22 protein-coding genes are annotated in these 25,732 nt (G+C 55.3%); all 22 read left to right on the top strand.

The annotated features are described in order from the left end of the window. Window position 1 precedes the first annotated feature (1 nt). Window positions 2-3,622, top strand: a complete 3,621-nt coding sequence (tssM, locus tag QMG44_RS09370; protein WP_086532381.1) for a type VI secretion system membrane subunit TssM — start codon at window positions 2-4, stop codon at window positions 3,620-3,622. 16 nt (window positions 3,623-3,638) lie between these two features. Next, window positions 3,639-4,355 (top strand): type VI secretion system-associated protein TagF, encoded by a 717-nt coding sequence (gene tagF, locus QMG44_RS09365; protein ID WP_020883457.1) that lies wholly within the window; start codon window positions 3,639-3,641, stop codon window positions 4,353-4,355. Between the two features lie 11 nt (window positions 4,356-4,366). Next, window positions 4,367-5,383 (top strand): type VI secretion system protein TssA, encoded by a 1,017-nt coding sequence (gene tssA / locus QMG44_RS09360; protein WP_020883458.1) that lies wholly within the window; start codon window positions 4,367-4,369, stop codon window positions 5,381-5,383. Between the two features lie 75 nt (window positions 5,384-5,458). Continuing rightward, window positions 5,459-5,983 carry a type VI secretion system contractile sheath small subunit gene (gene tssB, locus QMG44_RS09355; RefSeq protein WP_008502644.1) on the top strand — a complete coding sequence of 175 codons (525 nt, stop codon included), beginning with the start codon at window positions 5,459-5,461 and terminating at the stop codon, window positions 5,981-5,983. Window positions 5,984-5,986: 3 nt separating this feature from the next. Next, the gene (gene tssC, locus QMG44_RS09350) at window positions 5,987-7,486 is read left to right on the top strand and encodes a type VI secretion system contractile sheath large subunit (protein WP_014170549.1); all 1,500 of its coding nucleotides are present in this window, start codon (window positions 5,987-5,989) and stop codon (window positions 7,484-7,486) included. Between the two features lie 349 nt (window positions 7,487-7,835). Beyond that, window positions 7,836-8,240: a Rap1a/Tai family immunity protein gene (locus QMG44_RS09345; protein ID WP_223399073.1), complete on the top strand. Its 405-nt coding sequence runs from the start codon at window positions 7,836-7,838 to the stop codon at window positions 8,238-8,240. Next, complete coding sequence (locus QMG44_RS09340) at window positions 8,237-8,731, top strand: T6SS effector amidase Tae4 family protein (protein ID WP_025203891.1); 495 nt, start codon at window positions 8,237-8,239, stop codon at window positions 8,729-8,731. Before QMG44_RS09345 ends, QMG44_RS09340 begins: the two co-directional genes overlap by 4 nt. Window positions 8,732-9,108: 377 nt before the next feature. After that, window positions 9,109-9,591 (top strand): type VI secretion system tube protein Hcp, encoded by a 483-nt coding sequence (locus QMG44_RS09335; RefSeq protein WP_014884229.1) that lies wholly within the window; start codon window positions 9,109-9,111, stop codon window positions 9,589-9,591. Between the two features lie 59 nt (window positions 9,592-9,650). Further along, on the top strand, window positions 9,651-10,142 hold the full coding sequence (locus QMG44_RS09330; RefSeq protein ID WP_032678400.1) for a type VI secretion system amidase effector protein Tae4: 492 nt from the start codon (window positions 9,651-9,653) through the stop codon (window positions 10,140-10,142). Next, a complete protein-coding gene (locus tag QMG44_RS09325; RefSeq protein ID WP_020883462.1) occupies window positions 10,139-10,492 on the top strand; it encodes a T6SS amidase immunity protein Tai4 family protein in 354 nt (117 codons plus the stop codon). The genes QMG44_RS09330 and QMG44_RS09325 overlap by 4 nt, the downstream gene beginning before the upstream one ends. Window positions 10,493-10,898: 406 nt before the next feature. After that, on the top strand, window positions 10,899-12,701 hold the full coding sequence (tagH, locus tag QMG44_RS09320; protein WP_086532383.1) for a type VI secretion system-associated FHA domain protein TagH: 1,803 nt from the start codon (window positions 10,899-10,901) through the stop codon (window positions 12,699-12,701). Continuing rightward, a complete protein-coding gene (locus QMG44_RS09315; RefSeq protein WP_086532384.1) occupies window positions 12,698-13,495 on the top strand; it encodes a PP2C family serine/threonine-protein phosphatase in 798 nt (265 codons plus the stop codon). Before tagH ends, QMG44_RS09315 begins: the two co-directional genes overlap by 4 nt. 16 nt (window positions 13,496-13,511) lie before the next feature. Beyond that, the gene (locus QMG44_RS09310; protein WP_020883465.1) at window positions 13,512-14,498 is read left to right on the top strand and encodes a hypothetical protein; all 987 of its coding nucleotides are present in this window, start codon (window positions 13,512-13,514) and stop codon (window positions 14,496-14,498) included. Between the two features lie 9 nt (window positions 14,499-14,507). Next, window positions 14,508-15,320, top strand: coding sequence for a type VI secretion system accessory protein TagJ (locus tag QMG44_RS09305; protein WP_086532385.1), 813 nt, complete (start codon window positions 14,508-14,510; stop codon window positions 15,318-15,320). Beyond that, window positions 15,313-15,876, top strand: a complete 564-nt coding sequence (tssE, locus tag QMG44_RS09300) for a type VI secretion system baseplate subunit TssE (protein WP_086532386.1) — start codon at window positions 15,313-15,315, stop codon at window positions 15,874-15,876. The genes QMG44_RS09305 and tssE overlap by 8 nt, the downstream gene beginning before the upstream one ends. 2 nt (window positions 15,877-15,878) lie before the next feature. Then, complete coding sequence (gene tssF / locus QMG44_RS09295) at window positions 15,879-17,750, top strand: type VI secretion system baseplate subunit TssF (RefSeq protein ID WP_086532387.1); 1,872 nt, start codon at window positions 15,879-15,881, stop codon at window positions 17,748-17,750. Next, on the top strand, window positions 17,747-18,790 hold the full coding sequence (gene tssG, locus QMG44_RS09290) for a type VI secretion system baseplate subunit TssG (RefSeq protein WP_025203894.1): 1,044 nt from the start codon (window positions 17,747-17,749) through the stop codon (window positions 18,788-18,790). Before tssF ends, tssG begins: the two co-directional genes overlap by 4 nt. 34 nt (window positions 18,791-18,824) lie before the next feature. After that, entirely contained in the window at window positions 18,825-21,440 is a 2,616-nt protein-coding gene (gene tssH / locus QMG44_RS09285; protein WP_047356830.1) for a type VI secretion system ATPase TssH, read from the top strand. Between the two features lie 24 nt (window positions 21,441-21,464). After that, window positions 21,465-22,901: a serine/threonine-protein kinase gene (locus QMG44_RS09280; protein ID WP_086532388.1), complete on the top strand. Its 1,437-nt coding sequence runs from the start codon at window positions 21,465-21,467 to the stop codon at window positions 22,899-22,901. A gap of 36 nt (window positions 22,902-22,937) precedes the next feature. Beyond that, complete coding sequence (locus QMG44_RS09275) at window positions 22,938-24,356, top strand: phospholipase (protein ID WP_086532389.1); 1,419 nt, start codon at window positions 22,938-22,940, stop codon at window positions 24,354-24,356. 35 nt (window positions 24,357-24,391) lie between these two features. Continuing rightward, the gene (locus QMG44_RS09270; RefSeq protein ID WP_269835933.1) at window positions 24,392-25,114 is read left to right on the top strand and encodes an ankyrin repeat domain-containing protein; all 723 of its coding nucleotides are present in this window, start codon (window positions 24,392-24,394) and stop codon (window positions 25,112-25,114) included. Then, window positions 25,090-25,575, top strand: coding sequence for a hypothetical protein (locus QMG44_RS09265; protein ID WP_224212625.1), 486 nt, complete (start codon window positions 25,090-25,092; stop codon window positions 25,573-25,575). The genes QMG44_RS09270 and QMG44_RS09265 overlap by 25 nt, the downstream gene beginning before the upstream one ends. Window positions 25,576-25,732: the final 157 nt, after the last annotated feature.

Genomic DNA, 25,732 nt, shown 5'->3' with positions numbered 1-25,732 from the left:
GATGCTGACTACTCTTCTTTCCATTTTGACCAATCGCATTCTGTGGAGCTTCCTGGGCGTCACTGCGCTTGCGGCGGTTATCTGGATGATTGGCCCATTGTTGTCCATCGTGGACACCCGACCGCTCGAATCTGAACAGAACCGCATCATCAGTATTGCGGTGGTTTATCTGCTCTGGGCGCAGGGCCACATTCTGCCGCGGCTGTACAATGCCTGGCTGAACCGCAAGCTGATGGACAAACTCAATGAGAACACCACCAGCCCGGAAGCAGCGGATCCGCAGAAGCGACTGAACAACGAGGAGCAGATCCTCGCCAGCCGTTTTGACGAAGCCGCACAGATGCTGAAAAAAGCGCACTTCAGCAAAGCGGGACAGGGTGCCCAGTGGACGCAGCGCTTTAGCACGCAATATCTGTATCAACTGCCGTGGTACGTCATCATCGGCGCGCCGGGCAGCGGTAAAACCACGGCGCTGGTCAACTCCGGACTGCAATTCCCGCTGGCCGACCGCTTCGGTAAGACCGCGCTGCGCGGGATCGGCGGCACGCGTAACTGCGACTGGTGGTTCACCAACGAGGCCGTACTGCTGGACACCGCGGGTCGCTATACCACCCAGGAGAGCGAACAGGTTCAGGACGCCGGTGAATGGCTTGAGTTTATGGGGTTACTGCGTAAGTATCGCCGTCGCCAGCCGATCAACGGTGTGATTATTACCATCAGCATTTCTGATCTGCTGACGCTCTCGCCTGAAGCGTCACGCCAGCAGGCGGTCAACCTGCGCCAGCGTCTCTCTGAGCTGCATGAGCAACTGGGTATTCGCTTCCCGGTGTATGTCATGGTGACCAAAGCTGACCTGCTTAAAGGCTTCCGTGCCTGGTTTGCCGATTACGACAAAGCGCAGCGCGACCAGATCTGGGGCTTCACGCTGCCGTGGGAGCAAACCAAACACGCTGATTACGACCTGATGGGTAACTTCCAGCAAGAATTTTCCCTCTTACAGCAGCGCCTGGATGCCGGACTGCCAGAAACCCTGCTGCAGGAGCATGACGCAAAAGCGCGCGCGGAAGCGTATCTCTTCCCGCAGGAGTTTGCCGCACTGCGTCCGCTGCTGGCTGACTACCTGAGCACGGTCTTTGCCCGCTCTAACTTTGAAACCGAATTCTCCCCGCGCGGGATCTATTTCGCCAGTGGTACCCAGGAAGGTATGCCGTTTGACCGGGTGATGGGCGAACTTAACCGTGCGCTCTCCTTGCCGGAAGGTGAAGAGGGAAATCGCTGGGACTCCGTCAGCAAAGAGGCTCCGATTCCGGGGGCGAAAGGGCAGAGCTTCTTCATCAAGAACCTGCTGCAAAACGTCATTTTCCAGGAAGCTGGCATCGCCGGGGAAAACCGCTGGTGGGAACTGCGTAACCGCGCCGTCATTTGGTCCGGCTATGCGGCGCTGCTGGCCCTGCTGGTGATCCTTGGTGGACTGTGGCTGACCAGCTATGCCAGGAACAAGGCTTATCTGGAAGAGGTGGACGCAAAGGTGCCGCTGCTGGATCAGCAGAGCAAGGCGCTGCAGAATCAGCCTCAGCGCGATCTGTTTGACCTTCTGCCCTTGCTGAATGGCCTGGTCGATCTGCCGAAAAGTGACGCGTTTGATGTTAACGATCCGCCTGTCTCACGCCGTATGGGGCTCTATCGTGGGGATGACGTCAGCGATGCATCGCAGTCTCTGTACCAGAAAGCGCTGGACCAGATGCTGCTCCCTGCCGTGGCGATGCATATCACCACCTGGCTGCGCAACGATAACGGCAGCGATGTGGAATACAGCTATGAAGCGCTGAAGGCCTACCAGATGCTCTATCAGCCGAAGCACTATGACGGCAAATTCCTGCACTTCTGGGTAATGCTCAATCTGCAGCGCAACCTGCCGCAGAACGTGACTCAGGCGCAGCTTCAGCAGCTTGAGTGGCACCTGACACAGCTGCTTGAACCGAAAATTCAGGCCTCGCCGTACGCGCAGGATGAATCCCTGGTCGCGCGTGAAAGGGCGCTAATCAACCAGCAGCCACTTTCCACCCGGGTGTATGGTCGTCTGAAGCGTCTGCTGGAGCATGATGAAAACCTGAAACCGGTGTCGCTCTCCGACCTGGGCGGTCCGCAGAGCGAGCTGGTGTTTTCACGCAAAAGCGGCAAGCCGGTGAGTGAAGGCGTACCGGGTCTTTATACCCCGGACGGTTACTGGAAAAGCTTCAACGGCCAGATTGACAGCGTCACCACTGCCCTGCATGAAGACGATGCGTGGGTGCTGGGGGCGACCTCAGCCCAGGAAGATAAACAGCAGATCGATAACGCCGTGCGCCAGCTCTACATGCGCGACTTTATCGCCAACTGGGATCGTTTCCTCGCCGACATTCAGCTTAATAACAGCGCCGATCTCTCCCAGCGCATCAATACCGCGCGTCTGCTCTCCGGGGCAAACTCGCCGCTGCGCCGTCTGGTGCTGAACCTGAGCCAGGTCCTGACGCTTTCACGTAATGCGCCAGCCCCGGACGATGCCGGTAAAGCGCAAGCGCAAAGCAACCGTGCCACCCGCACGCTCGAAGCGTTATTCAGTAATAATGACAATGCCCCGACGCAGGCCGCGGTGGTAACTCAGGCACCTGAACAGCTGGTAACCGATCACTATGCTCCAATGATTGAGCTGGCGCAGCCGCTGGAGAAGGGCGGGAAGACCATCGTCTTTGATGATTTTCTCAAGCAGGTCGATGAACTTTACCGCTACCTGACTGCCGTTCAGGACGCGGCCAACAGCGGCATGCCTGCTCCGGGAGGCGAGGCGATTAGCCGTCTGCAGGCCAGTGCCGGTCGTCTGCCGGGCGGTCTGCAAACCATGTTCAGCAATATGGCGGTGGGGGCCAGCAGTGATACCCAGCGTCGCGACCTCGAAAACGTGCGTAAGCGGATTAACGTCGAAGTCGGTGGTTTCTGCCGTCAGGCAATCGCTGGCCGTTACCCGCTGGTGCGCAGCGCCAGTACGGAGGTCACGCCGGACGATCTCGCGCGCATGTTTGCGCCAGGCACCGGGCTGATGGACACCTTCTTTCGTGACAACCTGACCAATAAAGTCGATACCACGCAGGCGAACTGGCGCTTTATGCCGGGCATTGATGGAAAAACGCTGCCGGGAAGTGAAGGGCTCCTGAGACCGTTCCAGCAGGCGCAATCCATTCGCGATGCTTTCTTTGCTAACGGTGCCACCACGCCATCTTACAAAGTGACGGTGCGTACCGTCAGAATGGATAACACGATCCTTAACCTGACGCTGGATGTTGACGGTCAACTGCTGCGCTACAGCCACGGTCCACAGGCTGTGCAGATCATGAACTGGCCGGGGCCGGGCGGGACCAACCAGGTGCGTATGCAGCTGGGTCTGGCTAACGGCAGCACGGCTACGCTGGTGACGAACGGTTCCTGGGCGCTGAACCGCTTTTTCGATAAAGCGCGTACCAGCCCGGGGGCGGGAAGTCTGAGTCGCCAGGCGACCTTCAACGTAGACGGACATCAGGTTACGCTGGAATTTGCGCCAAACAGTATTCGTAACCCGTTCCAGCTTCCCCGTTTCTCATGCCCATAACCGCAAGGACAGCCGTATGACGAATACCCCTGCGATGAACCGCTACAGCTGGTATGGCAAACTGCCCAGCGCCGGAGATTTTTTGCAGCGTCGCTTTCCTGACACCCTGCAACGCCAGTGGTCACACTGGTTCCAGGTCGGCCTGCTGGCCTGGCAGCAGGAAGAGCAGCGCAGCGGTGAGCGCCCGTTTAACAAAGCGCCGGTCTGGAATTTTGTCGTACCGCCGATGCTGGGCAGCCAGATGATTCAGATGGGCTGCCTGCTGCCGGGACGCGACAGCGTTGGTCGACAATATCCGGTCTGCATTCAGCTCAGCTTTGCCCCCGCGGACTGGTCATCACGTCTGCTCAGTCAGGCTGAAAGCTGGTATCAGCAGATTGGCCGTCTGGGCCTGCATGCGGTACGTAACAGTTTTTCTGCCTCACAGCTCGATGACATGCTGATGTCCATTCCGGCACCGCAGCCCGTCGAGCCGCAAAAGCGCTCAGATATTCTCGACGTGATTGGTTATGACGAAGACGGTCAGAGCACGCTGGGCTGGCCTCAGGCAGCAGAGTGCTTTGACCCGCTTCGCCAGACCAGCTACTGGTGGACCAACCGCTGCGACGGCTACCCGCTCTACACCCATGTTCACAGCGGGAACTTCACCGGGCAGCTCTTTACGCTGCTGTTCGACCCGGCAGGTGGCGCCCGCCCGGGTCGTCACGGTCTCTATCCGCCTATGTTTGAATAAGCAGGGATCTTATGAATATCGAAGAATTTCTCGCGCCAATAAGCCCCGACAAGCCCTGTGGCGAAAACCTGGAGTATGACGCTGATTTCCAGCTCATGAATCAGGCCAGCCAGGGCAAAGCAGAGCAGCAGTTTGGCGACACCATCATTCCGGCAGAACCTGCTGACTGGAATACGGTGGAAAAATTCGCCACCAGCCTGCTGAGCCGCACCAAAGATCTGCGCGTCATGCTGGCGTTAACGCATGCATGGACACGTCGCCGCGGCCTTGCGGGCTACGCCGACGGGTTGTTACTGGTGCAGGAGGCGATCACGCGTTACTGGGAGCCGCTCTATCCGCTGCTGGAAGAGTATGGCGAAACCGACCCGTTTTACCGCATTAACGCCCTGGCCGGGCTGAGTGATAAGTCTGACCTGACCGTCGCCGTGCGTAACGCCTCACTGCTGCGATCAAATGGCGATGAAATTTCACTTCGCGACGCTCAGGCACTGCTGGATGGCAGTAAAACCGAATGTCCGGATTACCCCGGTGGCCGTCCAAGACTGATTGACGAGCTGGCCCGCGGCGATCAGCCGGGCACGTCGGCGGTGATAGTGATTAACGAACGGCTGCTGGCCATTCGCGAGTTGCTCACCGGCCATCTTGGTGAAAGCGGCGTTCCGGAGATGGAACAGCTGCTGAAAACCGTCGGGCTGGTCGCCAGCGCCTGTCAGGTGACCGACATCAGCAAGCTGCTGCCCAACCGGGAGGCACAGGCTGAGCTCAGCGCTGAACCTCAACCGGCGGTCGCACAACCCGTTCAGCAGGTTACAGACTGGCGCAGCGTGCAGGTCACCAGCCGCGCCGATGCACAGCTGATGCTGGAGAAAGCCAAACAGTATTTTGCGCAGTACGAACCGAGCCACCCCGCACCGTTGATGATTGAACGGGTGCAGCGGCTGTCAGAACTTAACTTTATGGACATTATTCGCGACCTGGCGCCAGACGGCGTTAACCAACTGGAAAACATCTTTGGACGCCGCGAATAACGCGTCCTGGCATTATGACGACAGGCATGGAGCCTGCCGTTTCACCTTCACCGCGCATCTTTGATGGAGAACATCATGGCAATGAGTAACAGTGGGCAGAAATTCATCGCACGTAACCGTGCCCCCCGCGTGCAGATCGAGTACGACGTAGAGATCTACGGTGCAGAACGTAAAATTCAGCTGCCGTTTGTGATGGGCGTCATGGCCGATCTGGTCGGCAAACCGGTGGAAAACCTGCCGGCAGTCGATGAGCGTAAATTCCTCGAAATCGACATTGATAACTTTGACGAGCGCATGAAAGCGCTGAAACCTCGCGTGGCGTTCCAGGTGGATAACACGCTGACCGGCGAAGGTAAGCTCAACGTTGATCTGACCTTCGACAGCATGGACGACTTCCTGCCGGACGCGGTAGCCCGCAAGGTTGAGCCGTTGAACAAGCTGCTGGAAGCACGTACTCAACTCTCCAACCTGCTGACCTATATGGATGGCAAAAACGGCGCGGAAGAGCTGATCGCTAAAATTCTGCAGGATCCGACGCTGCTCAAATCTCTGAGCCAGTTGCCGAAAAATGACGAAAGTGCGAAAGGTAGCGAGGAATAATCGATGAGCAACCAGACTCAACAACACGAGCAGCAGAGTGGTCAGGCGTTCAGCCAGGATGAATTCAGCGCGCTGCTGAACAAAGAGTTCCGCCCAAAAACCGATCAGGCGCGCTCCGCGGTGGAAAGTGCGGTAAAAACGCTGGCGCAGCAGGCGCTGGAAAATACCGTTACCTTCTCCAGTGACACCTACCGCACCATTCAGAACCTGATTGCCGGTATCGACGAGCAGCTGTCTCAGCAGGTGAACCAGATTATTCACCATGAAGAGTTCCAGAAGCTGGAGAGCGCCTGGCGCGGTCTGAGCTACCTGGTGAACAACACTGAAACCGACGAGATGCTGAAGATCCGCTTTATGAGCATCTCCAAGCAGGAGCTGGGTCGTACCCTGAAACGCTTTAAGGGCGTGGGCTGGGACCAGAGCCCAATCTTCAAGAAAATCTACGAGCAGGAGTACGGTCAGTTTGGTGGCGAGCCGTTTGGCTGCATCGTCGGCGACTACTACTTCGACCACAGTCCGCAGGACGTTGAACTGCTGGGCGAGATGGCGCGTATCGGCTCGGCGGCACACTGTCCGTTTATCACCGGTACCGCACCGGGCGTGATGCAGATGGAGTCCTGGCAGGAACTCGCGAACCCGCGCGACCTGACCAAAATCTTCCAGAACACCGAGTATGCCGCGTGGCGTTCACTGCGTGAATCCGAAGATGCACGCTACCTTGGCCTGGTGATGCCGCGCTTCCTGTCGCGCCTGCCGTACGGTATTCGCACTAACCCGGTCGACAGCTTCGATTTCGAAGAGCAGACCGATGGCGCGAACCACAACAGCTACTCCTGGGCGAACGCCGCTTATGCCATGGCTGCCAACATCAACCGCTCCTTTAAAGAGTATGGCTGGTGCACTTCAATCCGCGGCGTGGAGTCCGGCGGGGCGGTTGAAAACCTGCCGTGTCACACCTTCCCGAGCGACGACGGCGGCGTGGACATGAAATGCCCGACCGAGATCGCCATCAGCGATCGTCGTGAAGCCGAGCTGGCGAAGAACGGCTTTATGCCGCTGGTTCACCGCAAAAACTCTGACTTTGCCGCCTTCATCGGCGCGCAGTCTCTGCAGAAACCGGCTGAGTACCACGACCCGGATGCGACCGCTAACGCGCGTCTGGCATCCCGTCTGCCGTACCTGTTCGCCTGCTGCCGCTTTGCCCACTACCTGAAGTGCATCGTGCGCGACAAAATTGGCTCCTTCCGTGAACGTGAAGAGATGGAACGCTGGCTGAACGACTGGGTGATGAACTATGTGGACGGTGACCCGGCTAACTCCTCACAGGAGACCAAGTCCCGTAAACCGCTGGCGGCTGCCGAAGTGCAGGTGCAGGAAATTGAAGATAACCCGGGCTACTACGCCGCGAAATTCTTCCTGCGTCCACACTATCAGCTGGAAGGTCTGACCGTTTCTCTGCGTCTGGTTTCTAAACTGCCGTCACTGAAGACGAAAGACGCGTAATGTGTGTTGCCGGTCCTTCGGGGCCGGTAATATTGGTTTAATGGCGAGACAGCTAATGAATTTAGCGAGCAAAATGATGACGAGGAAATTCATTAGTTATTTTGTAGCATATTTACTGTTGTTGATTTCGTTTATGCTGTTTTTTAGCGCATCCGGTTACTATCTCTTTATCTTTGACTGGTCAAAGGGCGCCCTGATAGTTACGGTGCATGGTTTCTTACTATTCGGACTGATTGCACTCTCGATAGCTATCTATGCTGTCGCGGAAAAAATGAAAGAGCGCAGCTAAACGGCGATTCGTCAATTGTATATATTTTGATAATGAGATCTCACTTGGGCAGGAGAAACTATGAAGTTACTTACCCGATATACGTTGTTAGTTGCTGGTCTACTTGGCGCAACTTACCTCTGGGCTGACAGTGGCCAGGACGATTCATCAAATCTGCTGCGTAACCCTAATACACTGTCCCGCAATGACGTGCGAATGAGTGGTGAGAAATTTATTGCAGCGTGGCTAGCAAAAGATAACGAACAAGAACAGCTTAAAGCCAATATGTATCTTCTTGGCGTAATGGATGCGACAGAAAATAAGGCATGGTGTGGTTATAGCGTCGCGCTACCTGGTTCATTACGAGAGAGTATCTACAACTACTTCAAAAAATTGCCTCAGGATCGTAAAAAAGAGGCCGCTTCGGCATTAATTACAGAAGCCCTTTCACAGGATCTACCGTGCAAGAAAGGAGCACAATCGTGAAGCCACTTTATGCGCAATTAAAAACCCACCATTATTCCTCAAACGAATCACGTCCAGGTTATGTACCGCGTGACGATCTTTTTAACGAAATAGGTTACGACGCCAGTGTGTTAATCAAATCCAATCCGGGTTATATGAACACCTGCGCGGTCCGTATGAGCCTTGCCCTGTTAAAATGTGATGTCAATTTTGAAGGTCGACTGACTATTAAAAGTGGCCCCTATAAGGGGAGAAAAATTGAGCCGGGGGCAAAGCTCTTGGCCGATCAACTCTATAAAGCCAGTGTATTTGGCAAGGCAGAGATTTATACTGATATTCGTCAGGCGGGTGAAAAACTCCGTAATCGAAAAGGTGTGATCTTCTTTAACCGAATCACTAATTATAATGGTGGTCACATCGACCTGCTGGAGCCCGTTGGGGATAACATGATGCAATGTAACTCAGACTGTTATACCGACTGCAAAGAAATATGGTTCTGGGAGCTGAAATAACTTCCTTCTATGCATTAAGATATCATGACGGTAAAGAAAATAGCACGGCAGGACATAAAGATTTCACACTGGCACGTTGCTTGTCCTGGGGGCTGATAAAAAAGGTCAATTACCTGCCGACACGGCTATGAGCGCAAATTCCACAATTAATTACTGGGAATCCTGAGCGAACCTGGATTCAGAATAACCCGCAGTAGTAAAGACTTCACATTCTTTCCTTTCATTCAGGGGGAATGTCAAGACTGTCAAATGACACGGGTCATTTGATATGAGGCAGAGGTAAAATATGGACGGTTTTATTCAGCCCCATGCTTTCCTGTTTGCCATATAAGTGCTTTTTCGAAAGCAATATTGTTCATCCACGAAGAGTAGATATTATGGCTATTGATATGTTTCTGAAGGTCGAGGGTGTTACGGGCGAATCTAAAGATTCTAACCACACCGGCTGGACTGATATTACCTCCTTCTCCTGGGGCGCTTCCCAGCCAGGTAATATGAGTGTTGGTGGCGGCGGCGGTGCCGGTAAAGTTAACTTTAACGATCTGCACGTTAACGCTCTGATCGACAAATCCACTACAGCAATTCTCAAACACTGCGCAAGCGGTAAGCACCTGACTAAAGTTGAACTGTCCGTGTGCAAAGCGGGTGGTCAGCAAGTAGAATATACCCGCATCACGCTGGAGGATGTGCTAGTAACTTCTGTTCAGTACACCGGTGCAGACAACGGCGACACCGTTGGTGTGACCTATGCATTCCAGGCTGCGAAAGTGAAACAGCAGTACTGGGAGCAGACCACTGCTGGTGGTAAAGGTGCTGAAAGCAGCGCTGGCTGGAACATTAAAGAAAACAAAGAAGCGTAATGATAGTGGGCCCGAAAGGGCTCACTTTTACGTGACCTTCTTAGGATGGAGAAAGAAGAATGTCTGCTATGCGTCCTGCTTTTGGTGCTGCCTGGAACAGATTCAGAGAAGTTAACGTTAATGTGGAACAGGTTGGCAAATTATTGGGTGGAAAAGTTCAGCATAATATCGATGCTGGTATTTTTAAAAATGCCTGTCCCATACGTATGAGCTATGTTTTGAATTATTGTGGTATACCTATTCCGTCTAATAGCAAATACGCGACAGTGACCGGAAATGACAAAAAACGCTATATGTTCCGCGTTAAAGATATGATTGCATTTCTTCCTACTGTTCTGGGTCATGCAGATATGTCAGTCGCCTCTCCTACGCCAGCACAATTTTCAGGCAAGCAAGGCATTATTATCTTTACCGGCCATGGGTGGAGTGATGCAACCGGACATGTAACACTCTGGAATGGAAATATTTGCTCGGATGATTGCCATTTCCTTGGATCACCCGGCAATGGTTCGTTTATTCCTACGAATGCAACATTCTGGAGCCTGAAATGAAACGTTTATTACTGCTCGCATTAGCGTTAAATGCCACCGTTGTTTATGCTCAAACATTGCCTGATGTCAGTGCTTTTACTCAACAACAAATCTTTGAAAACTGGGTGCAAAATCGTTGCATCAGTAAGATTGCGGACAGTAAGAGTTTAAAAGATGATGCAGAGGCCAGCGCTGCCGCATGGCTCGAAGCAAGCAATCTACCTGCAGAGAATTTTGAAAAAGCGGACAACATTATTGTTTCCTTACTTAAAGAGAAGGTCGGCGGTAGCGAACCGGGCCATTATCAGGTATTGAAGTGCAGTTTAATCACCAACAGCGACGCAATTCGAACGCTAAACACCCAAAAATAGAGTCATTTGGTGGGCAAATGAATAATTTAATATTACGTGGAGAAGAACGTGAGTTCGAATATGTTCTCCACTTTTGAAATTTTTCTTTTGTTCTGGTGATGACTTTTTATATTGATTGTCGAAACCATTACAGCGAGGTTTCGTGAGTCTATCAGCCATTAACGCAAGCTGGGTTGCTACGAAAAGTAATTTCCATAAGTGTAATGGCATTTCGTCTGATTCTGAAATGGTCTGGATCTCTTCGTATAACAAAAAGATTATTTTTACGGTGGCTATTTTTAAATGATTTTAATTCTGGCAAGTAACAATGGAATCTCAGTTCTAATTAACTTTACGCTCAAACGCCGCCGTTCTCGCCCCGAGAGCGGCAGCGTTTGAGCGCTAATCATACCAGCAGGAATACGCCATGCGATTCACGATTATTTCTACAAAACCCGGTCATCAGCCGCCGCAGAGCAGCTGTGATTTTTATGCCCCGGGCGGCACCATTGGGCGCGGTACGGATAACAATCTGGTATTGCCGGACAATGACCGCACCATCTCGCGTTTGCAGGCCATTGTTCACGTTGACGCCCAGGGCGAATGCCGCGTCACTAACCGTGGCAGCGTCACCCGCGTGGTATTGAATGACATTCCGCTTGAGCGCGGGCGCCAGGTTGAGCTGCAGGATGGGGACATTCTCGGTATTGATGATTACCGTATCGAAGTGACCGAACTGATTCATGATACGCAGCCAGTCAGCCGCATGGCGGCGACCATGCAGCAGCAGGCGCGTCCAGCCGTGGCCCCTGCGGCAGCCCCGCAGCCGAAGCCTGCGAGCGCCGCCCCGCGCGGGAAGGCGGAACCGACTGCTGTGCCGTCGGAAATCTGGGATAGCCTGATGCAGGAGTTCTCTATCTCCGACAGCATTTCCAGTTCTCGGGCGAAGCCGCAGCCGGCAGCGTCGCACGATCCGTTCTCCCAGCCTGTCGCACCTGAGCGTAACGCTGAAGATCCGCTGGCGATGTTCAATGACAGCGATCCGAAGCTTGAGCGTAAGAACGTGGATCCGGACACGCTGTTCAGTGACGAAGCATTGTTCAAAAAAGAGAGCATTTTTGACGACGTCACTCCGTCTACGCTGGTGCCGCCCAATGAAGCTAAACCTGCACAGCCACAAGAAGAGCAGACGGATGAACTCGATCCGCTGGCACTGTTTGGCGGGAGTGCCAGCGCACCTGCCGCACGAAATGATGACCCCCTCGGGTTGATGGGCGGGGCGCCGTTAACCCATGCGGATGAGATTGTCGGCGATAAGCCAGAGACCGGCGATAAGCCAGAGGCCGTCGTTGAGCCAGAACTGACGCCAGAGCCGGAAGCAGAACAGGAAGAGGACGTCCTTGCCGCTTCTCCGCTGTTTGCTCCTGAGCCGCAGGTGCCGCCGCGCGCGGAAGAAGAAGAGCCGGCGCGACCGGATTATGCCGGCTTCACCATGCCAACCCCGCAGGCCGTGGCGCGCAGTAATGCCCAGGCACCTAAAGGGCGTTTGCGTATTGACCCGGTCAAAAACGCGGCGTCGCCAGCAGCCCATAATGGCGAAAAGGGTGAAGTACTCCAGGGCGAATTACTTGAGGCACTGCTGGAAGGGATGGGGCTCAGCGAAATGCAGCCCGTCCCGCAGTTTGACCGCGAAAATATGCGTCAGCTGGGGCAAATTCTGGGCATGTTCTCTCAGGGCACCGTGGCGCTGCTTTCTTCGCGCTCCATTCTCAAGCGCGGCGTAAAAGCCGATATGACCATGGTACTTGATGATGCCAACAACCCGTTCAAACTGTTGCCGACCGGGAAAACCGTTCTGATCCAGATGTTCGGTACGCCAATGCCGGGCTTTATGCCGCCGACAAAATCCGTGCGTGACGCGCTGATCGATCTGCAGGCGCATCAGCTGGGTATGATCTCCGGTATCCGCGCCATCATTGCCGCCATGCTGCAATCCTTCAACCCGGAACAGCTGGAAGAGCAGGCGAAGCAGAACGGGATGACCTCCCGACTGGCGCTGCCGGGCAGCCGCAAAGCCGCACTGTGGGACTACTTTGTCCGCAGCTACGGTGAAACGGCAGGCGAGATTGAGGATGACTTCCACACCCTGTTTGGCGAAGCCTTCCTTCATGCTTATGACATGGAGGTAAATCAGTACAAAGACTCACAGAGCGGATCGGAAGAAAAATGAATATCGCAACGGCTTCTCTCTCCCGCCAGGGGACGCGCGCCAGCAACCAGGATCAGACGGGAGAAACCATAGGGGAACGTTCAGCCTGCTTTGTCGTCTGTGATGGTATCGCTGGTCTGCCGGGCGGTGATGTGGCCGCTGAACTGGCCCGCAACAGTATTATCTCCCGCTTCGATGGCGACAAGCACCTGAACGCGCAGCATATTCGCGACTATGTGCAAACGGCGAATCGCACCATTCTCAGCGAACAGCAGGCGGTTCAGGATTATCGTCGAATGGGCACTACGCTGGTCAGTCTGTTTATCGACAGAGATTACCGGCTGGCCTACTGGGCACATGCCGGGGACAGCCGCCTGTATCTGTTTCGCCGGGGCTGGCTGTGGCATGTCACCACCGATCACAGCCTGGTTCAGCAGATGAAAGATGCAGGGCACGACACCGATAACCTCAACAGCAATCTGCTCTATCTGGCGCTGGGTATTGAAAACGGTGGGCCGGAAGCGAGCTACAGCGATGTGGTGCAGGTCGAAGACGGAGATGCATTTCTACTCTGTACAGACGGTTTCTGGCACGGCGTCAGCGAAGAACAGATGAAACAGTCGCTGCACATGGTTAACACGCCACAAGAGTGGCTGACTTTAATGAACCAAATCATCCAAAAGAATGGCGAACAGGAGGGGAATGCTCAGGATAACTATACCGCCCTGGCGGTATGGATGGGCAACCCTCAGGACACCACTTTGCTGCATACGCTTTCTGACGCAGCACAATTTCTTCCCTGCGGAACTGATTAGACACACAAGGAACGATATGAAACTTTGGCTATCGGGTTTAGCACTTCTGGCGGTGGCGTCCACCGCGCAGGCTGAGAATTTCCGCATCGTGCAGTCTCCTGCGCAGAAGCTGGATATCTGGATTGATAACATCAAAGACAACACCCCACAGAGCTGGTGTAAGTCTGAGATTGCGCTGCGTATCGTGGCGAACGGCAACAAAGACGTTTCGGTTCTGGAGAACTTTGTCCCGCGTCTGGGCTCGCTGCTGGAACACCAGTGCAGCAAAGTCAGTAAACTGAGCTGGACGCTGAACGATCCGTCCGGGACGACGCTTGCTCAGGGGACAGCAGGCAAAGCGCAGGACTGGGCGCTGGTGGTAAAACAGCAGCAGACTGCGCCAGTGAGTACTCCGGCCAGCGGTGCGTTGCTGCCGCCGGACCAGAACGCGGAAACCCACACGGTTGCTGCCGATCGCACGCCGTGGCAGGAATTTACCCTTCAGGACGGCTGCCATCTGCGTACCTTCTGGGAAGGGGGCTCATCTGCTCCGGCGCTCTTTATTCCAGATTCAGACACCACCCGCTGCGGAAACGGGAGCTGGCTGAGTGGTCACACGGTTATCTCCCAGTCCCGTAATGGTGGACAAAAAGAGATACCGGTGACCTACATTCACGGCTTCCCGGTCATGGGACTGAATCAAAGTGCCGATCCGGAAAACGCGCTGATCACCTCCGTCAACAAAGAGCGCATGGTTTTCAGCACCTCCAACAGCGACCAGAGCTGGATGATCCTGCCTTACGACAGCAGCCTCAACGGCTGGAAAAGCAACGGCACGGTGGCCGTGGAGATTTCACGTGAGACCGCCAGCGACGATGCAAAACTGCAGGCGCGTATCGCCGCGGTGAAAAAAATCTGGGGCGCCTGGGTTACCCCTGGCACAACGCTCAATATCGTCCTGATTGACACCCTGCGCCCTCAGCTGCGCGATCCGGCAGTCGGCGCCTGGCGCGCGGCAAACTAAGGAATGGCTATGAATACGCTCTATCAACACCTGGCGGGTGAATCGCTGAGTGACGCGCTGGTGCGTCTTGAAGCTGAGATCAAAGCCCGTCCGGCCGATGCCGATCTCCGTGCCGCGTTTGTGCAGTTTTTGACCCTCAGTGGTAACTGGACGCGTGCCCTGACTCAGCTGAAAAGCTGGCTGGCACTTAAGCCCCAGGCTAAACCAACCGTTACCCTGCTGGAGCAGTCCATCCTGGGTGAGCTGCAGCGCGCGCAGGTGATGGCGGGGCAGGCTCGTCCTGCCATGCCTGAAACCCAGTGGCCGTGGCTTACCACGCTTGCCGCCGCGCTTAATGACGCGGGAGAGCGTGCTCAGGCGCTGCGTCTGGAAGCCCTTGAGCAGGCGCAGGCAACGGCGGGTCAAATCACGCTTGATAATGACGAGACGCAGGCATTCGCATGGCTGATGGACGGCGATGCTCGTCTGGGGCCCGTGTGTGAAACCATCGTCAACGGCCGTTATTTCTGGCTGCCGTTTAACGCCATCGCCGAGATCCGTTTCCAGGCGCCTGCCAGCGTGACTGACCTGGTGTGGCGTCATGCGCTGGTGCGCCTGACGGACGGTACCGAACAGGTTTGCCAGATCCCGGCGCGCTATCCTTTCGCAGCGGATGCGTCTGACGCGGTTAAGCTCGCGCGCACCACCGAATGGCTGCCGCTCGACAATGACGGCACGCTGTATGAAGGCATGGGGCAGAAAGCCTGGCTTAGCGAGCAAAGCGAAAGCCCGTTGCTGTCGTTGAACCTGGTGACGTTTGCTGCGGATGGAGCCCATGAGTAATCCCGCTGGCGAAGGCGATCTGCTGCGCAGCGGCTGGCAAGCCCGCAGCAAGCAGGAGAAGGTGGGGGCGCGCGATAAAATGCAGCCCTCGCTGCTGGATCGCCTCACCGATAACGATCCGGAAAAAAAACGCGAGTCCGCCAGCAGTAATCTGATTACCCACGCCGCCCTGCGCCGCAACGTGCTGCGGGATCTGCAGTGGTTGTTTAACACCATCAACCATGACGCATCCGGTGACCTGAGCGCGTTGCCGCATGTGAACCGCTCGGTGGTTAATTTTGGCGTCGCGCCGCTGGCCGGGAAAAGAATGTCAGACATTGAATGGCACGACATTCAGCGCAAGCTTACCGAGGCCATCATTAACTTCGAACCGCGTATTTTGCCGCAGGGACTGCAGGTCCGCTGCGTGTCAGACACCTCGTCACTGGATCTGCACAACGTGTTGTCCATTGAGATAAAAGGGCGTCTGTGGTGTGTGCCGTACCCGCTGGAGTTTCTGTTTCGCACCGATGTCGATCTGGAAAACGGCCATTTTGAACTGAAAGATGCGGGGTGATCATGGAAAGTAAACTGCTCGAATATTACAACCGTGAACTGGCCTATCTGCGTGAAATGGGCGCTGAATTTGCCGAGCGCTATCCCAAAGTCGCGGGTCGACTGGGCATGCGCGGCATCGAAGTGGCGGATCCGTATACAGAACGCCTGATGGAGGGGTTCGCGTTCCTGACCTCCCGCGTGCAAATGAAAATGGATGCGGAGTTCCCGCGCTTCTCCCAGCGTTTGCTGGAAATGATTGCGCCAAACTATCTCGCGCCAACCCCCTCAATGGCGATTGCTGAAATCCAGCCCGACAGCACGCGTGGCGATCTGAGCAACGGTTTTAAGGTGCCGCGCGGCACCATGATGGACAGCCTGGCGCTGAAAAAGACCGGGGTCACCTGCAGCTACACCACGGCGCATGAAGTTAATCTGCTGCCGCTGAAAATCGATAAGGTCGAGCTGGGCGGTGTGCCTGCCGATCTGCCGCTGGCGCAGCTGGGCCTGAGCCAGCGGGGGATCAACAGCGCGTTACGGATCCGTATTGCCTGCGATGGCCCGCAGCATCTTGGGCATCTGGATTTTGACCGTCTGGAGTTTTTCCTTAGCGGCCCGGATATTGAGGCGCTCAAGCTGCTTGAGCTGGTCATGGAGCACCACGCCGGGATTGTCTGCCAGACCGTCAGCAAGCTCCCGCAGCGACAGCTGCTCTCTGCGGATGCCTTGCGACAGGAAGGGTTTGAGCCGGACCAGGCGCTGCTTCCGGACGACCTGCGCAACTTTGACGGCTATCGTCTGCTGCAGGAATACTTTGCGTTTCCGGCACGGTTCCGCTTTATCAGCCTCAGCGGTCTGGGCAAGCTTATCCAGCGCTGTGAAAATGAAAAAGCGTTCGATATTTTCATCCTGCTGGATAAAAGCGATGAGCAGCTGGAGCGGGTGGTTGATGCCAGCCATCTGGCGATGCATTGCACGCCGGTGATCAACCTTTTCCCGAAAGTGGCGGCGCGGCAGAAGCTGAGCGAGAGCCAGCATGAATATCATCTGGTGGTGGATAACATCCGTCCCCTGGATTATGAAATTTATGCGGTAAACAAAATCTTCGGCAGTGCCGACGGCCAGCGTGATGACCAGACATTCCGTCCTTTCTGGAGCACCTGGAGCGGTGATGCGGGCAACTACGGCGCCTATTTTTCCCTGCGCCGCGAGCAGCGAGTGCTCTCTGAGCATGCCCTGCGCTACGGCACCCGCACCGGTTATATCGGCTCCGAAGTCTTTGTTTCGCTGGTGGATGAACAGCATGCACCCTGGCAGGAAAATCTGCGCTATATCTCCGCGGAAGTATTGTGCACCAGCCGCGACCTGCCGCTGATGCTTCAGCAGGAGCTCGGACAGTTCATCATGGCCGATTCCATGCCGGTGAAATCCCTGACTCTACGAAAAGGCCCAACGCCGCCGCGTCCGGCTCTGGCCGAAGGGTTTAGCACCTGGCGATTGATCAGCCAGCTTCAAATGAACTATCTCAGCCTGATGGACAGCGAAAACGAAGAGGGCGCCGCCGCCCTGCGTCAGCTGTTAGGGCTGTATGCTAACCTGGCGGAGACGCCGGTTGCGCGTCAGGTTGAGGGCGTTCGCCACTGCGTGCTGGAGCCGGTTCACCGTCGCGTCCCGGAGCCGGGTCCGGTGGTCTTTGCGCGCGGGATCGGCATTACTCTGACGGTGGATGAGCGTGCGTTTTCCGGCGCCAGCCCCTGGCTTTTCGGCAGCGTGCTGGAACGCCTGTTTGCCCGTCTGGTGTCCATCAACAGCTTTACTGAATTCACGCTGAAGAGTCAGCAGCGCGGTGAGATTGGCTACTGGGCACCGCGTATGGGGAAAAGGGCACTACTATGAGCGAAGTCGCCTCCGCGCCGCTGCGTGTCCATCGCCTGACGCCGTTGCCGGACGCTTTCTGGCGCGGCGTTCGAGAGACGCCGTGGCGCTACGATCTGTTCCAGCTATTAAGACGCATTGATGCCCAGGGCGGTGAACGTTATCCGCTGGGGCGCGCGCCGCTGCCGAAATTTGAACCGTTACGTATCGGTCAGCAGCCATCGATGAGCTTTGCGCCGTCAACCCTCGCGCAGGTGCGCCAGCGTGAAGAGAACGGGCTGCACGAGGTGTCTATCCTCAGCTTCGGTCTGTTTGGTCCAAATGGGCCGCTGCCCGTCCATATGACAGAGTACGCCCGGGAGCGTATTCATCATCATCAGGACACCAGCCTGAGCGCGTTTGCCGATCTGTTCCATCATCGCCTGACGCTGTTGTTTTACCGTGCCTGGGCTGATGCGCAGCCCGCCGTCTCTCTTGACCGCGCGGACAATAAACGCTTTGAGGGGTATCTGGCATCCTTGATCGGCATGGGCCAACCGGGGCAGATGACCAAAGGCAGCCTGAGCGCACATGCCCGTTTTACTCACGCCGGACACCTGACACGTCACGCCCGGGATCCGGAAGGACTGGAGAAGATCCTGCGCAACTATTTTCACGCCCCGGTAAAACTGGTCACGAACGTGGCGCAGTGGATGCCGCTTTCGCCGCGGGAACAGGCGCAGTTGGGTGAAGGGCGTCGACTGCCGCGGATGGGAGAATCCGCTTTTCTCGGCGTTGCGGTGCGCGACGTGCAGCACAAGTTTCGTATCGAAATCGGCCCACTGAGCGCGGAAGAGTACAACCGCTTTCTGCCAGGCGAAGCGTGGGTCACTGAACTGCGCGACTGGGTACGCCAGTACGCAGGGGTAGAATTTGAATGGGAAACTCGGGTTATTCTGCGCGCCGACGCGGTGCAGGGTGCCTCGCTCGGTAGCGCCGGGCGGTTAGGTTACAACACCTGGCTGGGCCTTCAGCCTCAGCCTGTCCCACGTGGCGATCTGGTGTATCGCGCAGAGCGATAATTTTTCTAACGCATTGTTATCAACGGAACCGAACATGTCAGAAATCAGCCGTGCCGTGCTTTTCGGCAAACTGGATACGCTGTTATTTACCTCACTGGAAAGCGCCACCGCGTTCTGCAAGCTGCGCGGCAACCCCTATGTTGAGCTGGTGCACTGGCTGCATCAGCTGATGCAGCAGCAGGATGGCGATCTGCAACAGGTGATTCGTCATTTTGCCCTCGATGAACAGCAGCTGACGCGCGATATCGTGGCCGCACTGGATGCGCTGCCACGTGGCGCGAGTTCTGTTTCCGATCTGTCAGAACATATCGACAGCGCCGTGGAGCGCGCGTGGGTGTTTGGCTCGCTGAAGTATGGCGTCAGCCGTATTCGCGGCGGACATTTACTGATTGGCATCCTGAAAACCTGGAATCTGGCTAACGTGCTGAAAAGCATCTCGGCGCAGTTCACCCGCCTTAACGTCGACGTGCTGATCGAGCAGTTTGATGCGATTTGCGCTCAGAGCAAAGAGACGCAGCAGGCGGCCGCTGCCGCGGATACGCCAGCCGGTACGGTGCCTGCCGCACAGGGGACGTTGGCCCAGTATGGTCAGGACCTGACCGCGCGCGCCCGTGAAGGGAAGATTGACCCGGTTGTCGGGCGCGATGAAGAGATCCGCCAGATGGTCGATATTCTGATGCGCCGTCGCCAGAATAACCCGCTGCTGACCGGGGAAGCTGGCGTTGGCAAAACGGCGGTGGTGGAAGGGCTGGCGCTGCGTATCGCCGAAGGCGACGTGCCGGCACCGCTGCAGAATATTCAGCTTTGGCTGCTGGATATCGGCATGCTGCAGGCCGGCGCAGGCATGAAAGGCGAGTTCGAAGCGCGTCTACAGGCCCTGATTAATGAAGTGCAGTCCAGCGCTACGCCAGTCATTCTGTTTATCGATGAGATCCACACCCTGATTGGCGCAGGCGGCCAGCAGGGTACCGGTGATGCCGCTAACCTGTTAAAGCCGGCTCTGGCGCGCGGGCAACTGCGCACCATCGGTGCCACCACGTGGGCGGAATACAAAAAATACATCGAGAAAGACCCGGCGCTGACCCGTCGTTTCCAGACGGTACAGGTTCACGAGCCGGACGAAGCCAAAGCCATTCTGATGCTGCGCAGCACGGTGTCACCGCTGGAGACGCATCACCAGGTACTGCTTCTCGACGAAGCGGTCAGCGCGGCGGTCAAACTTTCACATCGTTATATTCCGGCGCGTCAGTTGCCGGATAAAGCCGTTGCGCTGCTTGATACTGCCTGTGCTCGCGTGGCGGTCAGCCAGAGCGCGCCACCGGCACAGCTGGAAGATTGCCTGCGCCATCTCGCGGCCCTGGATGTGGAGATCGAGATTGCCGGACGCGAAGCGCGCGTGGGTGCCGGCGATCCGGAGCGCGTCGCAGCCTTGACCGCCGAGCGCGATACATACGAAACAAAGCGCGAAGCCCTGACCCAGCGCTGGGAAGAGGAACGTGCTCTTGTGACTGAAATCATCCGCCTGCGTGCCGCGCTGTTTGCCGCGGGTGATGACGAGACCGGCGAACTGCGCAGCGCGCTTAACGCACAGCAGCAGGCGCTCAACGCTTTACAGGGCGACGAGCCGCTGCTGTTTGCGGCGGTGGATGAAAATGTGGTGGCGGCGGTGGTCTCTGACTGGACCGGTATCCCGCTGGGCCGGATGGTAAAAAACGAAATTGATGCGGTGCTCAACCTGGCTGATACCCTCAACCAGCGCGTCATCGGCCAGCGTCACGGCCTGGATCTCATTGCCCGTCGCGTGAAAACCTCGCGGGCAAAACTCGACGATCCGAACAAACCTGTTGGCGTATTTATGCTCTGTGGCCCGTCCGGCGTGGGGAAAACGGAAACCGCACTGGCGCTGGCGGAATCGCTTTATGGTGGTGAGCAGAACGTTATCACCATCAACATGAGTGAATTCCAGGAAGCCCACACCGTTTCGACCTTAAAAGGTGCGCCTCCAGGATACGTGGGTTATGGTGAAGGCGGGGTGTTAACCGAGGCCGTTCGCCGTCGCCCGTACAGCGTGGTCTTGCTGGACGAAATTGAAAAAGCGCACCCGGATGTACATGAAATCTTCTTCCAGGTCTTCGATAAAGGCTGGATGGAAGATGGCGAGGGCCGCCATATTGATTTCCGTAACACCATCATTATTCTGACGTCCAACGTCGGCACCGATCTGATCAGCGCCATGTGTGCCGATCCGGAACTGATGCCTGAGCCTGAGGCGTTAAGCGGCGCGTTGCGTCAGCCGCTGCTGGAGGTCTTCCCGCCGGCGCTGCTGGGCCGTCTGCTGGTGGTGCCGTATTATCCACTGAGCGACGAGATGCTGGGGCAGATTGTCCGCCTGCAGCTCAAACGCATTCAGCGTCGTCTGCAAGAGAATCACAATATTATTTCCGAGTTTGATGACAGCGTGGTGGAACAAATTGTTCAGCGCTGTACCGAGGTGGAGTCTGGCGGCCGCATGGTGGACGCTATTCTGACAAACACCTTGCTGCCTCAGATGAGCCAGATATTACTTACCGCCAGCCGCAGCGATGAGCAGTACCGACGTCTGCACGTCACCTGTGAGCAGGGCGAGTTTCACTGTCAGTTTGCCGCGTAATAATCATCAAGAGAACTGTAAAAGATGACGGATAATGATAACAATCGGACTGTCCCAAACGCGCTCCCGGTCGGGTATCGCTTCAACGAGTTTGAAATTAAAGAGGTGATCGGCGGCGGCGGGTTCGGCATCGTCTATCGCGCGTGGGATCATCAGCTCGAACGCACTATCGCTATCAAAGAATTTATGCCTGCCTCGCTCGCCGTGCGCGGCGACGATATGACGCTGGTACTGCGCAGCGAACGTTTTGGCAAAGCGTTTTCCGCCGGCCTGAACAGCTTCATTCAGGAAGCCCGCCTGCTGGCGCGCTTCAACCACCCGAACCTGCTTCACGTGCTGCGTTTCTGGGTGCAAAACGATACGGCCTATATGGGAACGCTGTTCTATAGCGGTACCACGCTCTCCCGCCTGCGCGAACAAAAACCGGAGCTGATTAACGAAGCCTGGATCCGTCGTATGCTGCCCATGCTGTTCGGTGCCATTAAAACAATTCATGACGAAGGCTATCTGCACCGCGACATCTCTCTGGATAACATCCAGATTCAGGACAACGGCCTGCCGGTTCTGCTCGATTTCGGCTCAGCGCGCCGCACCATTGGTAATCTCTCTGATGAGACGGAAACCATGCTGCGCCCGGGCTTTGCGCCGATCGAGCAGTACACTGACGACAACGAAAGCGAGCAGGGCCCGTGGACGGATATTTATGCCCTCGGCGCCGTGCTGCGCACCCTGATTGTCGGCTCACCGCCGCCGGTTAGCGTGGTGCGCTCAATCCAGGACACCTGCAAACCGCTGGTGGAACTGCAGCCACAGGGCTATTCACTCTCGCTGCTGCAGGCCATTGACCGGGCGCTGGCGTTGCACATGGAAGACCGACCGCAGTCCATCGATGAATTCGCGGCGCTGATTGAGATGCCGGTAGCGGGTATCGACGATGTACTGAGCGCGAAAAAACCGGGCACGATGCTGGTACCGGTAGAGGAAGAGGCACCGGCTTCTGCACTGGACTGGCACCGGTACAAAATCCCGGCAATGGTTGCTGCGGGCGTGCTGGTTGGCGTCGTCGCCGGAGCGATGCTGTTTAGCAGTGGCGACCATGATGCGCCAGAGCAGGCGGCGCAGGCCCCCGCTGAGACGCGCCCCGTTGAAACCGCATCGAACGCGCCGGAAGTGAAACCGGAAACGGCGAAAGCCAGTGAACAGGCTGCACCGACTGCGACAGCGCAACCGGCCACCCCGCCGGTGGATGCCAGCCCGGTTGCACTGGTCTATATCCGTATTCTTGACGGTGAGACCCTGAAAGTGAACGGTGAGCCAAAAACACTGCGTCCGGCAAATAACGGTTATGCATCGCTCAAGCTACCTGCGGGCGAGGCCAGAATTGAACTGCAGGGCAACGGGAAAACGCGTACCCAGACGCTGGATATTGCGAAGCCTGGCACCTGGCTGGTGAATCCGTAAGTAAGGTAAGCAGGGACTGGTAACAGGACGGAGCGAATGTATAACCTCAAGTTTGTCTATCTTTTCAGCGAGAATGTCTCGCCAGCGCTTTTCGCGAAAATTATCCGCCCGTCCGTAGCCGGGCAGTGGATAATGTCAGTTCCCGACAATTCGCTGCGCTCGCTGTTTACGCGTTACGATTTGCTGCATTCCATCACCGGGGCGAATCCCTATCAGTCAGGACGCGATACCCGTAAGCTGATCGTGCAGGATCTCGATATCGGCAGGATCGTTGCCATCGACGAGAGTTTCCGTAACTGGTCATCGGTAACGGAGATATTTTATATCAATGCCGATGGCCGACTGCAGGCGGCCTCGCTTACCGGTCTGGGCTGGTATCCGGTAAGCACAATCGTCGATCGCTACGAAACCATGGTGCGAACCTACGGTGCCCGTCCTGCGCCGACGGTACTGCCGAAGCAGGTGGTGAAATCCAAAGCGGCACAGGTGCCGGATGAGGCCACGCCGGGCAAAGACGGTAAAACCTATGCTTCGCAGCTACAGCAGATGACCAAGGCGGAACGCTGGCAGGCGCGTAAGGATCTGATCGCGAAGGGTCGTAATAGCCTTTACCCGGATGCGCAGATCGCCGCTAAACGACTGGCGGCGAATAATATTGCGGTGGAGAAAGCGAAGCTTGCTGAGAATGTTTATAAGACAGTGAATCCGCTGGAGACAACGCCGGGAGTGCCAGAGGGCTGGAAGGATATAAGCAACGATGCATCGGTGCTAAAGAAGTTAGGTCTTAAAAGTAAAACGCTTTATGACAAGAGTGAGGATCCTGATTTTCTGGCACGCGTCTATCAGCCTGACCCTGACGTTTTTGGTGGCGATATGAACCCTACGCTGGTGTTCAGAGGGTCGAGGCAACCAGAGTTTTTCCCCATGAAGAACATGACTGACTGGAAAAATAACGGTGCGCAGGGGCTTGGGTTGGAGTCGGATTATTACCGAAGAGCTGTAAGTATGGGCGAGCAGCTCGCCAAATCAGGTCAAAAAATAGACATTGCGGGGCACTCTCTTGGGGGAGGTTTAGCATCAGCCACCTCTATGGCAAGCGGTATGGCGGGATGGACGTTTAATGCTTCTGGCCTAAATTCCGGTACCGTCGAGAAATATGGCGGAAGCATATTGGGCAGCACGGATAACATTCAGGCTTACCGCGTCGAGGGTGAACTGCTGACCAGGGCTCAGGAAATAAATGTTTGGGAAGATTTTAAAATGGTAAAAGGGCACGTGCCAGCACTTATAGCGAAAGAAGAGATTTCTGCCATTATGCCCAATGCTGCCGGAATAGCTCACGACCTTCCTGGTGGAATGGGGAGTGCATTTGACCGACATGGAATAGATCAAGCGATAAACTGTATTGAACAACAGAAGGATGAGGATATCTCTATTATCAGGAGCCGCGCGTGAAATCACTTATTATTGGCTGGGTAGCGCTTTGTTTAATGTTTATGGTTCAGGGGTGCAAGCAAAATATGGATTTACAACCAGATAATTACTTTAATGGTGACCAGCTCACATTAGCGCGCGCAATTGAGAATGGTGACGGCGATGAGGTGAAAAAGCTAGCTTCGAAAACTGATTTAAACAAACCCGGTAAAGAGGACATGACCCTGTTGTTTTGGGCGGTGATGAATTCACTTAACGATAAAAAAACGCCTGAACATTTAAAAATTATCACTACTCTGATTAAGGCTGGCGCAGATCCGCTGCAGCCGAGGCCGCAGGGAAAAAGTTCGCCTGCAGAATTAGTATTAAAAGCGGACAACGACGTGTGGATAAAGGCGATGCTGGACGGCGGATTATCTCCAGATGCGAAAGACAAAACGTTTGGTGAGCCTATAATATTCGAAAGTATCGAAGCGAAAAATACCGAGACACTCAAGGCGATGCTTGACGGCGGAGCGGATATTAATATTACCGACTCACTGGGTAGTACATTGTTAGTAGCCGCGCTGGATTACCACGCTTACGATCACGTGCTCCTTTTGCTGAAACGCGGTACTAACCCTGAGATTAAGACTGTTAATGGCTGGACGATGGGCAATCAACTGCAACGTTATCTGAACAGAACAGAAGAAGGCAGTGAAGAATATAAAAAACTAACTGAAATCAAAGAGACGCTTATTCAACATGGTGGTAAATGGCCGCCAGCACCAGTCAAGTAAAGGTTAGGGCGAACATGACCGCGAAAAATAAAATCTTCTATTTCTGGGGTGTTATGGATGTCATCGGGATTGTGTTTTATTCGATTGGTCCATACCATTTACTTGAGTCATGGTGGGTTTCCACCGGAGGAAATCCGGGTGTAATTATCTTTATGCTGATAGCAGGTGGCGTAAACGGAATAGTGACAGGTGCTTTTTATCTTGTTTATCTCCTCATGCCAGTTTCCTTGCTTTTTTCTGCCTGGTTTTTTTTCACAAAACATCGATATGCGGTCGGTTTTGCTCTTATACAAGAAGTGCTGCGCGTTATCATCTTCAGTTGCTCAGTGACACTTTTCCCTATGGCGATCGCTGGTTTAGGATTGAGCGTTATTTCCATTAATATTGCTTTATTTATATTATCGGAAATATTAAAGATTGGCTCTCTCATATATATAATCAAAACAGTTCGCGCTAAATAACCAATCTGACACTGCATAGTATTACCATGACACATTTAGTGCCGTGAGTCTTTGCATCGCATAAGCCATATGGAATAAAGTTATGCTCAACCGAATTACCGTTCAGCTCCCGGTGGAGGGGCTTCTGTTCTGGAAACTCACAGGTCGCGAGGCGATG

Origin of the sequence: Enterobacter sp. 200527-13, assembly GCF_027924865.1 — a bacterium.
GTDB lineage: Bacteria > Pseudomonadota > Gammaproteobacteria > Enterobacterales > Enterobacteriaceae > Enterobacter > Enterobacter ludwigii.
The sequence above is the reverse complement of the archived record's forward strand: the minus strand, read 5'-3'. Positions and strand labels throughout refer to the sequence as shown.